Consider the following 13,944-nt stretch of genomic DNA (forward strand, 5'->3'; position numbering starts at 1 on the left):
TTCGATCTGTGGCGAACACATTTTTTGTGACCACTGAAAATGGGCTTCAGTAACCCCGGCTGAAATCCACTTCCCCGCGCAGCGCTTCGCCCGCCTGGTAGGCCCGCAGGTTTTCCAGGAACAATTGCACCATCATTGGTGGCGAGGTCGGTGCCGAGCTGTGGCCGGTCAGCAGCAGCCCCCAGGCAGTCCAGAACGGATGGCGCTGTGGCAATGGCTCCTGGCGGCAGACGTCGATCACCGCACCGGCCAGGTGTCCGTCCTTCAAGGCTTGCACCAGGTCCGCATCCACCACCGCCACGCCGCGACCGACGTTGATGAACAACCCGCTCGGCTTGAATTGCTTGAACAGCGCCGCGTCGTAGATGTCATGGGTGTCCGGCGTATTGGGCAGCAAATTGATCACGTAATCCATTTCGCCCACCAGACGAGGCAAGTCCTTCAACGCCCCGACTTCGATAAACGGTGCCAATGTCCTGGCTTCGCTGGCGATGCCATACAGCTGCACGCCGAACGGTACCAGGAACTGCGCCACGCGCCGGCCGATGTCCCCCGTCCCGACGATCAACACCTTGCGCCCGGCCAGGCCTTGCCCCTGGCGGTTGTCCCACTTGCGCTCGACCTGGCTGACCAACCGGGCCAGCACCTCGCGCTCATGGCCGAGCATGTAGGTGAGCACGTACTCGGCCATCACCTGGCCAAAAATGCCCACCGCCCGGGTCAGGCGGTAATCGCGGCTCAAGCCATCGGCCAGCAACGGCGTGATGCCCGCCCAGGTCGATTGCAGCCAACGGGGCTGGTGGCCTTGACGCAACAGGGTGGCCAGCAGATCAGGCTGGCCAAGCCAGACCGGACAATCGGCGGCCAGTCGCGACAGTTCGGCGGAATCGCCGCTGGTCAGGACTTCAATATCGGGTGCAGCCTGACGCAGAAGCTGGGCATACACCGAGTGATCGTGTTCGGCAATCAGAACGCGCATGAATCAAACCTTTCAAAAACAGTGCAGACGAGCGCCGGCAGAGTGTCGCTCCATCCCTGCGATCGTCGTCAATAAACCATTCCAGTATTACAAAAGGCACCCAGGACAGGTGCCCCCACTGCCGTCAGACCGGGTCGTTGCGGCGCAGCAACTCTTCGGGCAAATGCTCGATGTACTCGTCTTCGGCCGGCGGCATCTGCAAGTGATAGCCCTGGGTGTCGAGGTTTTCCAGCACCTTGCCGATGTCTTCCCGGGACAGTTCCCGCTCGGGGCTCAGCACCAGGTCGAAGGCATGGATCGCCTTGCCAAAGGCGGCCATCAAGGGCTCGGGTACTCGCTTCAAGGCATCGCTCTTGAGCACATACAGGTACATCTCGTTTTTCTTCGAGCTGCGGTAGATGGAGCAGATACGTTTCAAGGCTGTTCTCCGGCAGTGGCCAGGCTGTCGAGCAGCGCCTGGCCCATCAATTCGCGACGCCAGCCACGCAGCGAATCGGGCAATTGATAAGGGCCCTCGGGAAAGCCGCTCTTGATCAGCGCTTCGAGGGTTTTCTTGCGCAGCATCAGCTCTGGAGCAATCTCCAGGCGCTCGGCTTCAGCCTGTCCCAACGCCCGCAGGCGCTTGACCAGGGCGGAAGCCTCGAGGGGCAACGGCTCGGCCACGGCCGGCGGCCATTGCTCGGGCGGAATGCTGGCGGCGCGCTGGATCAAGTCCAGCAGAAACTGGCCGTCCTGGCGCACGGTACGCGGGTGCATGTCTTCGATCTTCGCCAGCGCGCCGAGGTTATCCGGCTGGGTGCGGGCCAGGGGCCACAGCGAATGCTCGCGGATGATGCGGTTACGCGGCAGGTCACGGGCCCGCGCCTCGCGTTCGCGCCAAGCGCACAACTCGCGCAGCACGGCCAACTGAGCCCGGGACAGTTTCCAGGCCAGCTTGGCCTCGCGGTAGACCTCGTACGGGTCGACTTCGCGACGCAGGTTAGCCACCAGTTCGGCGCCATCCTCCAGGACCCAGCGGTATTTTTCGTCGGAAAGCTTCGGGCGCAGTTGTACGAAAACCTCTGCCAGATGCACGGCATCCTCTGCCGCGTAGCTGATCTGCGTCTCGGACAGGGGCCGCTGCAACCAGTCTGAACGGGTCTCGCCCTTGGGCAACTCGATGCCCAGCACGTCCTGCACCAGCCGCGAATAGCCCATGGAGAACCCCAGGTTCAGGTAGGCGGCGGCCAGTTGAGTATCGAACAGCGGCGCGGGCAGGCTGCCAGTGAGGCGCAGCAGCACTTCAAGGTCTTCGCTACAGGCGTGCAGCACCTTGAGCACCGCCGGGTTTTCCAGCAAGGCGGCCAGGGGCTGCCAATTGTCGATGGTCAAGGGGTCGATCAGGTAGGCACGCTTGCCGTCGCCGATCTGCAGCAAACCGGCAATGGGATAAAAGGTGTCGACCCGCATGAATTCGGTGTCGAGGGCGACGAATGGCAATTGCTGCCACTCGGCGCAAAACTGACCGAGGCTATCGTTGTCGCGAATCCAGTGAATATCGATGGCCACACGGCTCTCCCTTGAAGAATGGCGCGCAGTATATATCGCCGCTGGCGATTGCGAGCATCCATAGAGCGGCCGCCTGAGAGAAATCGCCTGCGAAAAAGCAAGAATAGTCCTACATCAAGAATTAACCGGTCTTACGCAACACATAAACTCGCGTCAGCGCAAAACCGGGCAGGAAATCCTGGTACCAAAGCACGCTGAAACCGGCCTGGCGGAACTCGGCTTCGACATCAGCCTTGTCGGCCATGCTCCGTCGTGGGGCCTGGCCGATCTTGAGGCGTCCTTCGATTTGCACCGAAACGATCACCGTGTCGCGACTGACCCGATGAAACTCACGCAACAGCGCCAGGCGATGCTCGCTGGCACTGACGTGGCGAAACAGCTGCAGGCAGAGAATACAATCCACCGCGTTGGCCGACAGCCCGAGGGTGAAGGCCGAACTCGGGAAGGTCCTGACCCGCTGGAGCAACGCGCCGCCATGGTGGGTGAGCGCATGTTCGAGCATGTCCGGCGACGGGTCCGCCGCCAGGATCACCCGGTTGGCATGCTCGGCCAGTACCGGCCAGAACCGCCCTGCCCCACAGGCCACATCCAACACCAGCCCCGGCTCGCCCGCCACCTTCAGGGCATTGCGCACCATGTGCTCGTCACGCCAGAACGCCAGGCGCAGGCGCCGAGGCGCCGGCTGGCAGCACACTTGCGCGTGCTCCCGGTCGTGTTGCCTGGCGAACTCAAGCTCGACGGTGGAAGGGGGCTGCCCGGACATACAAACGGCTCTTGGGGAATGAATGGGGACAGGTTAAACAACCCGGCGTGAAAAAAAGGTGGAGGCGATCATTCCCGGGCGAGCACGCCGTCGATGACCGCGCCGCGGCAGTTGGCGAACAGGTCCAGGTCCCGGTTGTAGACCTGGCTGTTGACTTCCAGCAGCCCGAGCATCGAGTGAAACAGGTTGTCCTGGCTCAAGGGCTTTTCCCGACTCAGTTGCAGGCAATGGGTGTCGACCGAAAAAGACTTCTGGTAGCTGTCGGAGAACCAGGCCAGCATCGCCACGTGCTTCTGTTGCTCCGGGGCGAGCATGTAGGGCGTGCCATGGAGAAACAGGTTGTATTCGCCCAGGGACTCGCCGTGGTCCGACAGGTACAGCATGGCCGTGTCGACCTTGTCCTGATTGGCCCGCAGCAGGTCGATCAGGGTCGACAGCACGTGGTCGGTGTACACCAGCGTGTTGTCGTAGCCATTGACGATGCTCTCGCGGCTGCAATTGTTCAGCGCGTTGCTTTCGCACACCGGGGTGAAATGCTCGTACTCCTTGGGATAGCGCTTGAAGTACTCCGGCCCGTGACTGCCCATCTGGTGCAGCACCAGTACCGTGTCCTTGTCGAGCGTGTCGATGAAGTGCTGCAGGCCCTGGAGCAGGATCTCGTCGCGGCATTCACTGTTGGCGCACAGGGCCGGGTCCTTGAGATTGCTGACATCCTGCAGCGTGACCCGATCGCAGGTGCCCTTGCAGCCGGACTGGTTGTCTCGCCAGATCACCTCCAGCCCGGCGCGCTTGAGCACGTCCAGCAAGCCCTCTTCATTCTTGGCCTTGCTGGCGTCGTAGTTTTTGCGTCCCATGTTGGAAAACATGCAGGGCACCGACACAGCGGTTTCGGTGCCGCAGGAATGCACGTCGGTGAAGGCGATCAGGCCAGCCTCTTTGTCCAGTGTCGGCGTGGTGTCGCGGTTATAACCGAGGATGCCGAAGTTCTCGGCCCGGGCACTCTCGCCCACCACCAGGACAGTCAGGGATTTGCGACCGTGGGTTTGCCAGGCCGGGTTGCGGCTCGCGTCTTCGCCCACGGTGATGAAGGGCTGCTTGGCCGACGCGACCTGCTCACGCAAGTAACCGAATGAAGCACCGATGTAGTTGCTCGGCACGACCATCAACCGCAATTCGTGGTGGTTACGAAACAACGAAGACAGGCCTTGGTAGTTGGCCAGGGCGACCAGGCCGATCACGGCGGCCGAGGCCACGCCGACCAGCAACTTACTTAATAACTCCTTGGGCCAACTACGGTAGTTGATCGGGGTCTTGAACAACAACCAGCCTGGCAAGACACCCAATAAGCCGATATAGACAAACAACTTCAGCGACAACAGGTCACGGACTTCCGTGGCATTGGTTTCAGCGAAGTTGCGCAACATGCCGGCGTCGATCAGTACGCCGTATTGGGCCATGAAATATGCCACGCCAGCGCTGATCAGGAATAGCAGCATCAACACGGGCTTGAGCAGCGGACGGAAGGCCACGAGCGTCAACACCAGGTTGAACGCGCAGAAAATCATCACGCCAAACGCCGCGCACATCAGCAGGCCCCGGGCATCAGCCGTGGTGATCGCCAGCAAGTGTTGCCAGAGCACGATGTTGAAGCCCACTAACAAAAAGGCACTGGCGGCCAGCGTCACCCACTCGGGGCGCACGGCTTTAATGGTCAGCATGATGGTTGACGGCTTCCTGAAGTTGCTCTTGGAAAAAGAAGTGCCGCAGCAAACATGAAAAAATCGTTTCCTACGGCAACACAAACTTTAGGTAGCCCACCATCAATTTTTCGTGAAAAAGTTGCTATTAAATAATTATTTAAGGAGCCAGCCAGGCATCTGTTTCAGGCCTGATGCAGATACCAGCGCCAATCCTGCTCGCCGACTTCCCCCATGAACTGACGGTATTCGGCGCGCTTGACCGACAGATAAACACCCAGGAACGCCTCGCCAAACGCCTGCCGCGCCCAGGCCGAAGCCTCGAGCGCACGCAGGGTGGTGAGCCAGTCGGTGGGCAGCGGTTCGATCACCTGGGCATAGCCGTTGCCTTCCACAGGTTTCCCGGGATCGCACTGTTCACGTATGCCGTGATGAATGCCGCCCAAAATCGCCGCCGCGGCCAGGTAAGGGTTGGCATCGGCGCCGCAGATACGATGCTCGATGTGCCGCGAGAATGCCGGGCCACCCGGCACTCTCAGGCTCACGGTGCGGTTGTCCACGCCCCAGGTCGCCGCCAGCGGCGCGTAGCTGTTGCTTTGGAATCGCCGGTAGGAGTTGGCGTTCGGGCAAAACATCAACAGCGAATCGAGCAGGGTGTCGAGCATCCCGCCCACCGCATGGCGCAGCAGCGGCGTGCCATCGCCGGCTTCACTGGCAAACAGGTTGTGCCCCTCGCGGTCCGCCAGACTGACATGCATGTGCATGCCGGAGCCTGCCAAATGATCGAACGGCTTGGCCATGAAACACGCCTGCATGCCGTGCTTGTGGGCCACGCCCTTGACCAGTCGTTTGTAACGCACCGCTTCATCCATGGCTTGCAAGGCATCGCTGCGATGTTCGAGGGTGATCTCCACTTGCCCTGGTGCGTATTCGGAAATGGCGGTCCGGGCCGGGATGCCTTGCAGTTTGCAGGCGGCGTACAGGTCGGCCAGGAACGGCTCGATCTGCTCCAGTTCGCGTAAACCATAGACCTGTGTGGCACGCGGTCTTCCACCGTCGGCGTCCCGCGCTGGCTGCGGCCGGCCTTGATCGTCGCGGTGCGCATCCAGCAGATAAAACTCCAGTTCCGCCGCCATCACCGGGTAATAACCGTCGGCCTGCAGGGTCTCGATCACTTGGCTGAGCAAATAACGCGGATCGGCGATGGTCGCCGGTCCACCTTCCTGGGGATGCATGCTGACCTGCACCGCGGCCGAGGGAATCAAGCGCCACGGCATGCGCTGCAAGCTGCCGCTGATGGGATAGGCGCGGCAATCGATGTCTCCGACGTCCCATACCAGCCCGGAGTTTTCCACATCGTCGCCATTGATGGTCAGCCCGAGAATCGTACTGGGCAGTGGCCGGCCGCTTTCGTAGACCGCCAGCAACTCGTCCCGATGCAACAACTTGCCCCGAGGCACGCCGTTGTTATCGAGAATGAACAACTCGAACAGCTCGATATCGGGGTTCTGCGCGAGGAACGCCAAGGCGTCTTGCACGGGGGCAAAAGAAATTTTCGCAAGGCTCATGAGAAGGCTCGTATTTCCATGTCGGACGGGCGGCAAAGCGCCGTCAATGGGTGCTCGCCGTTGTGCGAGCACGATCAGTGATCAACAGGAAACACGAGTATCTGGAGGGCGCGCATGACGGCAATGCCAGAGTGCCCAAAAGGCCAACTCGGAAGGCAACGCACCAAGGGCTGGGGCCATGGCAGGCGCGAACCGGCCGACCGGATCGACCGCGGCGTATGAAGGGTATTGGAATGCCAGGGGCGAACCGTCCATGAGCGCATCACAGGAAGCACATCGGGCAAGCGTCCCACGGCGCCCTGGACGGTTAAACCTGGATTTGCTGGAGCTTGGATCGGCGCAAACTAAACATAGGCAAACGAATCGGCCATTGATCGACACGTCGTGTTCCCTACATTATCTGTCCCGTTCCCGACCATGAAAGCGCCTGCCCGGCATTCTCCTGGCACCATCGTTCCGTTAGGATCATCAGCCTGGTTTGCGCAAGATCCGCGCAAGGAGCACAGCGAGAGACAGAACGGATGCTGAACAGTAACGCCCTCAGAAAGCTCGACATGCAGGACCTCATGGTGTTTAGCGCCGTGTACGAGCAAAGCAGTGTCACCGGCGTGTCCGAGGCATTGTGTGTCAGCCAGTCAACCGTCAGTTATTGCCTCAAGAAACTGCGAACCTGCTTCGAAGACGAACTGTTTATCAACACCCGCACCGGCATGCGCCCCACCTGCAAGGCCGAGGGCATGTACGATCATGTGCGCGGCATTTTGCAAAGCATCAACCTGTGCCATGCCGGCAGGCCAACCTTTGATCCGACCCGACAAGCCGTTACCTTCAATATCTGCGCACCGGAATATTTCGAACACCTGATCCTGCCGCAACTGCTGCAAGGCTTCGATTACGCCAATCTGCCGGTGGCGGTGAACGTGCACAAGCTCGAGGCCGACATTCCCGCCGAAGAGTTACGCGACGGCAGCCTGGACCTGGTGATCTGCTTCGGCCCGAACTTCCACAGCAACCATACCGATTTCAAATCCCGGCAGCTGTTGCAGGAGGACCTGGTCTGCGTCGTGGATAAACGGGCGACGCCGCTTGAGACGCAACTGAGCCTTCAATCGTTCGTACAGCGTCGACACGTGTTTCCGACGCCCTGGGCGTCAGCGACCAACATGGTGGATGGCTGGTTGTCGCAGCAGGCGCATCACCGGCAAATCGCCGCTCGCGCCAACAGCTACAGTGCCGCACTGAAGATGATCACTGGCACCGACTTCATCCTGACCCTGCCCCGCCGCATCCAGAAACTGCTGGCCAACGAGGCGATTTTCAATCACCACGAAGTGCCCAGGGGGCTGCCAGGGTTTACCTTGAACATGCAGTGGAGCCTGGCCCTCGATCAGGACAGTGCCAACGCCTGGCTACGCGAACAGATCATCAAGGCCTGCGCCCAAGCGACGCCTGATCGTCATTGACCGATCAAGGCCTTGGCATACGAGTCCCGATCGATGTCGAGGATCTCCACGCACAGCTGCACGCTGACCCCGGCCGGCCATGGCCCCAGGTCCTGGATCACCGCCAGCAGGCTATCGGACAATTGTTTCTTGATTTCTGGCGAGCGTCCGCTGATCAAGGCCAGTTTCACGTGCACGAAACCCTGCTCGCCTATCCCTGTGCCCACCCGAAAAGTCTTGAGCTTCACGGCCCGGCTCTTGATGTCGTGCTCGGCGGAAAATTGACCGGAGGCCACCAGTGTATTGTTCATTCGCAGCAGTGCGACCTCGGCCTTCAGCTCGGGCAGGTTGGCGGTGTACTCCATGTGCAGGTGAGGCATGTGTTCGACTCCGATTCGAAAATATGACGAGGGGGTTTCAGCCGTCATAACCTTACCTCGACTTTATTCGTTCAGGCAGGTTTTGTTTCGCCCCAGGCCGGTGTCAGGGCTCTGTCAAGGGCACGCGTTCGCCCATGAAGGCCTCCAGCCGCGACCGCAACCAGCGCTCGGCCGGGTCACTGTCGACATGGCTCAGCCAGACCATGGACAAATCCAGGGTCGGGGTCTTGAAAGGAAAGGGTTCGTTGAACAGGTGCCCAGAAGCGGCCATGGCGACGGCGGTATAGTCCGGCAGGCTGGCGATCAAGTCGGTGCCGGCCAGCAACGCCGGCAATGCGCTGTATTGCGGCACCGACAGCACGACCTTGCGCGTGCGTCCGATCTCGGCCAGCCATTCATCAGCGAACCCGGCGACGTTGGCGGTATGGGACACCAGCACATGAGGTCGCGAGCAGTACTCGTCCAGGGTCAGCGGCGTGTCCGATGCATCGGCACGCAATACGCGCGGTTGAATGTGTCGCAACAGTTTGCGCTTGGCGTTGGCCGGCAGGCCGCGCGTCTGGCTGATGCCCACGGTGATGTCGCCTGACGCCAGCAAATCAGGGATGCGCCAGTAATCGACATGCTGGACCACGAACACGATTTGCGGCGCCTCTTGCCGCAGGCTGCTCAACAGCGGCGGCAACAGGCCGAACTCGACGTCGTCCGACAGGCCGATGCGAAACGTCATGGTGCTGTTGGCGGGATCGAAATCGTGGGTCAGGCTCAAAGCCACCGACAGCGAATCGAGCGCCGGCGAGAGATGCTGGATGATTTCCTCGGCCCGGGCCGTCGGCTCCATGCGGTGGCCGACGCGAATGAACAGCGGGTCGTTGAACATCTTGCGCAAGCGATTGAGGGCCGAGCTGATGGTCGGCTGGCCCAGGAACAATTTTTCCGCCACCCGCGTCACGTTGCGCTCAAGCATCAACGTTTCGAAAACCACCATCAGGTTGATGTCGGCCTTGCGCAATTCGTTGCGGTTCATCCCCTGCCCCCCGATTCCTTGACTGGATGCAGTGTAGAAATGCCGGGGGCCACACGTCTATGCGCAAAAAGGCGAAGCATCTGCGCAATACCAGCCAAAGCATTGGTCCTTGATTCCACGCGGGGCTGTAGGAACTGCCGAGGGCTGCGATCTTCTGCTTGAGACTCAAGCGTCTTGGGAAAGATCGCAGCCTCGTTGCACTCGACAGCTCCTACGGGCGCGGTCCAGCGAAGCAATCGCTGACCCAAGTGAAGAAGACCTACCTTACGGTCAATGATTTCAGTCCCAGCGCCATGACTCGCTTGTCGCTCCCCAACCCCAGCGCCTCGGGGCTGATGGCATCAGGCAACTGGAAACGCACGCGTAACCGCCCATCCGCGCCAATCGTTTCGCGAATGGCCGGTGTCAAGGGCAGTTCAAGGGTGTTGTCCTGCAGGCGTGTGAACTGCGTCGACAGCGCCTCAATACCGTTGATCGAGACCTCCACCCGCTGGCGCGTGTGCGAGGGCTGCACGAACGCCGCCGCTTCGATCGAAATGGCCCGCGCTTCTGGCGGTATGCGCAAAACGACCTCAGCCTCGGGCCCTTCAGACCAGGTGCCCCACTCTTCAACGCGCCCCCAGCCCTCGGTCAACATGGCGTTGATTCGGCTGAACACCTGGCGCTCACCGAGCTTGACCTGCACGTCCAGCGTTTCGTCGGCAAACGGCGGGCATTGGGCGCAGGTTTTCCAGCCCGGCGCCAACACCACGAGGCCGTCGATACGGGTCAACAGGTCGGTTTGGCGGTTGACGGTTTTCGCCGCCTGGAGCGCGGCGCGAGGGTCGAGGATGTACAGCGAATCGGCTGCGTACTGGCCGCTGGCAAGCATCTGATCGGCGCGTCGCTGGGCTCGCTCGATCGCCCGGTCGCTCATGCGTCCCAGGTACACGCCATCGGTTTCCAGGCCATGCACCAGGGCGTATTGGCTGGTCAGCAGCCAGTTGTCCGGCTGATTCTGCGGCAACAGCGTCCGGACTTTCGAATAATGACGGGCCGCACTGGCCCAGAACGGATCGTTCATGGCCGTGGGCCAACTCGAGGCCGCCGGCACCATCCGGCTCTGACGCAGGCCGGCCCACCCCGCGCGGGTATCCAGCACTTGCACTACCAGGGCGATGGCCAGCAGACACGCCGCGGCCCGTGGCTTATTGCCGCGGATCACCGCGAAGATGACAGCAAATACAATGGCGTAGAACACTGGCCAGAACATTCGACCGGCCGCGCGAAAGACGTTTGCCAGAAGCTCAAGGGGCTTGGGCAGCCAGTAGTGCATATTCAGCATGCCGATGCCGACGTGGTTGGTCAGCGAAAACAGCGTCAGCCCGATCAATGCCAACAGCAACAGTCGCCTGTGGCGCACGGCATTCGCCAGACCGGTGTTGCCTTGCAGCAATGCCACGCCAGCGCAGATCGCCAGCATGATGACGCCCAATCCCAGGTAATTGAAACCTTCGTAGTCCCCGGGGCCCTGGGGCATGTCGCGCAAGGTGTGTGACCAGCCGCCGGGGTTGACCAGCGACATCACGTTCAAGCGATACAGCCCATACCCCCCCGCCACGGTCCCGCCACCCACGCTGAAATAACCCGCCTGCCAGCAGCAGAACGCAACCAGCAAAAGCAAACCACCCAGCTCGATCCAGGCATCGCGCCGGGACAGCCGGCCCTTGCTGGCCTGGCTTGCAAGGTCGGCCAGCCAGATCAACGCCACCATGGCCAACAGGTAAGCGTGTACCAGCGCGGTGGCGGCCAACAGCCCTCCCCAGGCCAGCCGGCGTTTTTGCAGACCGGGCCGCAGCGCCAGGTACAAGGCCGCCAGGATCAGGAAATGTCCGGACAGCGACAGATGCCCGCCCATGCGCAGAAACATCGGCGGCGAAAACACCAGCAACCCGGCTCCCAACAGCCTGATCCACAGTGACGGCGTCAGCAGGCCGACCAGTTTCCAGGCGAACCAGGCTTGCAGGATGAAACAGGCCAGCAACCACAGGCCAAAATACTGGAACGTCTCGGGAAGCCAGGCGTTGAAGGGTTTGAACACAAATGCCAGCAGCGGATTGGAGTCGGAAAAAATGATGCCGTTGCCCAACTCCAACCCATAGGAAGGGTTCATGCCCAACGGAAAGGTCCAGGGCGAACTGCGAAAAAACGCCCAGCCCATGTAATGGGTCGCCGCATCGCCCTCCCCCAACCAGGCGATGTTCGTCGGGTCCAGCACCCGCGGGCCGATCACCAGCAGGAACGCCAGCGTCCCCAGCAGTATGGGCAACAAGGAAACCAGGTGATGCTTGCCGCGAACGGTCATCGATACGTCCAGAAATTATGCAGGATGAAGGTGAACGCGGGGATGATCAGCGCCACGGCCGCGATGCCCGCCAGGTAATCCAGGCCGGCACGTTGGGCTACCCAGGCCACCAGCATCGCCAGCCAGAACCCGCCGATCGATACCACCACGAAACGGCCAAGGGTGCGACCATGCAAGCGGCTGGAAAAGCTCCAGAGGGTGTTGATCAGGTACGACACCACGGTCGCCACGACAAAGGCGAAACCGTTGGCCAGTGGCGGGTTGGCCAGGATCAGGTGCACAAACAGCACCGCAGCCACCCCATGGACCGCGGTGACGAGCAGGCCGGTCATGGCAAAGCGCAAGGCACGTCGCAGCAGCGGCGAGTGCGTCCAGGTCACGGCTTCTGCGCCAGGCAGAATACTGTCAGGCCGGCGATACGATTGGCTCCCATGAACGGACGCTCCAGGCTGCACAATGCCCTCAACACGCCATTGACCAGCGGATGATGCCGCGCAAGCTGCGATTTGGCCGGTGCCCCGGAGGCCTTGCGCTGCAACAGGCGCAGGCCGGCGGCAATGGGAAATACCAGGCCGAAGTAATACGCCCCTTGCTGGACCCGCAAACCGGCCTGCGCCACGACGCTTTCCAGTTGTCTGAGGGTATAGCGGCGCTTGTGCTCGAGAAAATCGTCATGCCCGCTCCAGAGAAACTGGAACGCCGGCACAGTGATCAGGAAGCGGCTGCCGGACGGCACTTTGTCGACGTAGGCCTTGAGCAGGCCCACGTCATCATCCACGTGCTCCAACACATCCATCAGCAACACCAGGTCGGCGTCCAGCGCGTCGATGGCGCGTCGGTAGCGGACCGGTTTACCGGCGGTGCTGGCGTCGGAGTCGGCCGGATAGCTGATGTCCACGCACCAGGCCTGGGCCGTTGCGGTATGGGTCAGCAGGTGATGGGAAAAAAAGCCCGAGCCGGCGCCCACGTCCAGCAACGTACTGGCCGAGGTGCCCTTGAGCAGGTGGAGCATGGCCCGCGCTTTCGATCGGTAGTACCAATGCTGCTCGATATCGGGACCGAGGATGTCGGTTTCCTTCAGGTCCATGGTCAGTCCTTGGCGTCATAGATGCGTCGCACCAGGAAAACCGGCCGACGCTTGGATTCGATATAGGTGCGGCCCAGGTATTCCCCCAGCACGCCGATACCGATCAGTTGCAGTCCGCCCAGGAACGTGACCGCGACCATCAGCGAGGCATAGCCCGGCAGGTCGACCCCGGAAATCAGGGTCCGCAACACGATGAATATGGCGAACGCAAAGGACACCAGCGAGACGCAAAGCCCCAGGTATGTCCAGATACGCAGCGGTTCGGTGCTGAAGCTGGTGATGCCTTCCAGGGCAAAATTCCACAGGCGCCAGCCATTGAACTTGCTTTCACCGGCGGACCGCTCAGGCCTGACGTAGTCCACGTGGGTGGTCCGGAACCCCACCCAGGCAAACAGCCCTTTCATGAAGCGGCGCGATTCAGGCAAGGTTAGAAGGGCATCGACCACACAGCGATCCATCAAGCGGAAATCGCCGACATTCTCCGGCAACTTGTGGTCGGCGATTTTGTTGTGCAGCCGGTAGAACCCGTTGGCGGAAACCTGTTTGGCCCAGGAGTCGGAGTCGCGATTGATCCGATGCCCCAGCACCACTTCGGCGCCGTTGCGCCAGTGGGTGATCATTTCCAGGATCACTTCGGGAGGGTCCTGCAAATCGACGTCGATCGGCACCACCGCCTGGCCACGGGCGGCTTGCAGGCCGGCGCTCAATGCTGCTTCCTTGCCGAAGTTGCGACTCAGGTCGACGATGCGGATACGCGGGTCGGCCTTCTGCCTGTCCAGCAGCAGCGCCAACGTATCGTCCACGCTGCCGTCGTTAACGAACACCAGTTCCAGGCTCACCAGCGATTCACGGGCAAAGACCTGCTCGATCCTGGCCATGAACAATTCGATGGACTGGGCTTCGTTATAGACCGGAATGACGAGCGAAAGCGCTAGACGACCTTGCAGATCCGCTCCTGGATATTCAGTCACTTGATGGCTCTTTTTCTTATAGTCAGTCCCATCGGGCTTCCGGCCCTGGGCGTCGAACCGTATTAAGCAGGACCAGGCAGGGCAACGCAAGGATCAAGTCAGAACTTCAGCCGACTACATGTTCGCAACATGACTTTC

General features: G+C 61.1%; 13 protein-coding genes. 1 reads left to right on the forward strand and 12 read right to left on the reverse strand.

All coding sequences use genetic code 11. The features are described 5' to 3' along the window. Positions 1 to 46 precede the first annotated feature (46 nt). The 6 genes from BLQ55_RS15480 to BLQ55_RS15505 all read right to left on the reverse strand — a co-directional run bounded on the left by BLQ55_RS15480 (position 47) and on the right by BLQ55_RS15505 (position 6,540). Positions 47 to 979: a D-2-hydroxyacid dehydrogenase gene (locus tag BLQ55_RS15480; protein ID WP_092254976.1), complete on the reverse strand. Its 933-nt coding sequence runs from the start codon at positions 977 to 979 to the stop codon at positions 47 to 49. Between the two features lie 124 nt (positions 980 to 1,103). After that, positions 1,104 to 1,397, reverse strand: a complete 294-nt coding sequence (locus BLQ55_RS15485; RefSeq protein WP_092204454.1) for a YcgL domain-containing protein — start codon at positions 1,395 to 1,397, stop codon at positions 1,104 to 1,106. Beyond that, on the reverse strand, positions 1,394 to 2,527 hold the full coding sequence (gene rnd / locus BLQ55_RS15490; protein WP_092254979.1) for a ribonuclease D: 1,134 nt from the start codon (positions 2,525 to 2,527) through the stop codon (positions 1,394 to 1,396). Before rnd ends, BLQ55_RS15485 begins: the two co-directional genes overlap by 4 nt. 121 nt (positions 2,528 to 2,648) lie before the next feature. Beyond that, positions 2,649 to 3,290 (reverse strand): class I SAM-dependent methyltransferase, encoded by a 642-nt coding sequence (locus tag BLQ55_RS15495; protein WP_092204452.1) that lies wholly within the window; start codon positions 3,288 to 3,290, stop codon positions 2,649 to 2,651. Between the two features lie 68 nt (positions 3,291 to 3,358). After that, positions 3,359 to 5,008 (reverse strand): phosphoethanolamine transferase, encoded by a 1,650-nt coding sequence (locus tag BLQ55_RS15500; protein WP_092204451.1) that lies wholly within the window; start codon positions 5,006 to 5,008, stop codon positions 3,359 to 3,361. A 164-nt stretch (positions 5,009 to 5,172) separates the two neighbouring features. Beyond that, positions 5,173 to 6,540, reverse strand: coding sequence for a glutamine synthetase family protein (locus tag BLQ55_RS15505; protein WP_176814222.1), 1,368 nt, complete (start codon positions 6,538 to 6,540; stop codon positions 5,173 to 5,175). 536 nt (positions 6,541 to 7,076) lie between these two features. Between BLQ55_RS15505 and BLQ55_RS15510 the strand changes: the two genes are divergently transcribed. Beyond that, entirely contained in the window at positions 7,077 to 8,018 is a 942-nt protein-coding gene (locus BLQ55_RS15510) for a LysR family transcriptional regulator (RefSeq protein ID WP_092254985.1), read from the forward strand. On the opposite strand, the gene BLQ55_RS15515 is transcribed toward BLQ55_RS15510, so the two are convergent. From BLQ55_RS15515 to BLQ55_RS15540, 6 genes are all read right to left on the reverse strand, one after another. After that, positions 8,012 to 8,377, reverse strand: a complete 366-nt coding sequence (locus tag BLQ55_RS15515; protein WP_092204448.1) for a 5-carboxymethyl-2-hydroxymuconate Delta-isomerase — start codon at positions 8,375 to 8,377, stop codon at positions 8,012 to 8,014. The two genes, BLQ55_RS15510 and BLQ55_RS15515, sit on opposite strands and share 7 nt — an antisense overlap. Positions 8,378 to 8,480: 103 nt before the next feature. Further along, the gene (locus tag BLQ55_RS15520) at positions 8,481 to 9,404 is read right to left on the reverse strand and encodes a LysR substrate-binding domain-containing protein (RefSeq protein WP_092204447.1); all 924 of its coding nucleotides are present in this window, start codon (positions 9,402 to 9,404) and stop codon (positions 8,481 to 8,483) included. Between the two features lie 259 nt (positions 9,405 to 9,663). Further along, entirely contained in the window at positions 9,664 to 11,748 is a 2,085-nt protein-coding gene (locus BLQ55_RS15525; protein ID WP_092254988.1) for a DUF6311 domain-containing protein, read from the reverse strand. After that, complete coding sequence (locus BLQ55_RS15530; protein WP_092255083.1) at positions 11,745 to 12,080, reverse strand: GtrA family protein; 336 nt, start codon at positions 12,078 to 12,080, stop codon at positions 11,745 to 11,747. Before BLQ55_RS15530 ends, BLQ55_RS15525 begins: the two co-directional genes overlap by 4 nt. Before the next feature lie 44 nt (positions 12,081 to 12,124). Next, entirely contained in the window at positions 12,125 to 12,835 is a 711-nt protein-coding gene (locus BLQ55_RS15535; RefSeq protein WP_092254991.1) for a class I SAM-dependent methyltransferase, read from the reverse strand. A 2-nt stretch (positions 12,836 to 12,837) separates the two neighbouring features. Continuing rightward, positions 12,838 to 13,806, reverse strand: coding sequence for a glycosyltransferase family 2 protein (locus BLQ55_RS15540; protein WP_092204444.1), 969 nt, complete (start codon positions 13,804 to 13,806; stop codon positions 12,838 to 12,840). Positions 13,807 to 13,944: the final 138 nt, after the last annotated feature.

The organism is Pseudomonas sp. NFACC13-1 (assembly GCF_900104425.1).
Taxonomy (GTDB): domain Bacteria; phylum Pseudomonadota; class Gammaproteobacteria; order Pseudomonadales; family Pseudomonadaceae; genus Aquipseudomonas; species Aquipseudomonas fluorescens_AA.

Bases quoted from the DNA above. Each gene is read 5' to 3' on its own strand.
- BLQ55_RS15480 (WP_092254976.1), bottom strand. From the start codon at position 979: ATGCGCGTTCTGATTGCCGAACACGATCACTCGGTGTATGCCCAGCTT.
- BLQ55_RS15495 (WP_092204452.1), bottom strand. From the start codon at position 3,290: ATGTCCGGGCAGCCCCCTTCCACCGTCGAGCTTGAGTTCGCCAGGCAA.
- BLQ55_RS15500 (WP_092204451.1), bottom strand. From the start codon at position 5,008: ATGCTGACCATTAAAGCCGTGCGCCCCGAGTGGGTGACGCTGGCCGCC.
- BLQ55_RS15510 (WP_092254985.1), top strand. From the start codon at position 7,077: ATGCTGAACAGTAACGCCCTCAGAAAGCTCGACATGCAGGACCTCATG.
- BLQ55_RS15515 (WP_092204448.1), bottom strand. From the start codon at position 8,377: ATGCCTCACCTGCACATGGAGTACACCGCCAACCTGCCCGAGCTGAAG.
- BLQ55_RS15520 (WP_092204447.1), bottom strand. From the start codon at position 9,404: ATGAACCGCAACGAATTGCGCAAGGCCGACATCAACCTGATGGTGGTT.
- BLQ55_RS15525 (WP_092254988.1), bottom strand. From the start codon at position 11,748: ATGACCGTTCGCGGCAAGCATCACCTGGTTTCCTTGTTGCCCATACTG.
- BLQ55_RS15530 (WP_092255083.1), bottom strand. From the start codon at position 12,080: ATGACCGGCCTGCTCGTCACCGCGGTCCATGGGGTGGCTGCGGTGCTG.
- BLQ55_RS15535 (WP_092254991.1), bottom strand. From the start codon at position 12,835: ATGGACCTGAAGGAAACCGACATCCTCGGTCCCGATATCGAGCAGCAT.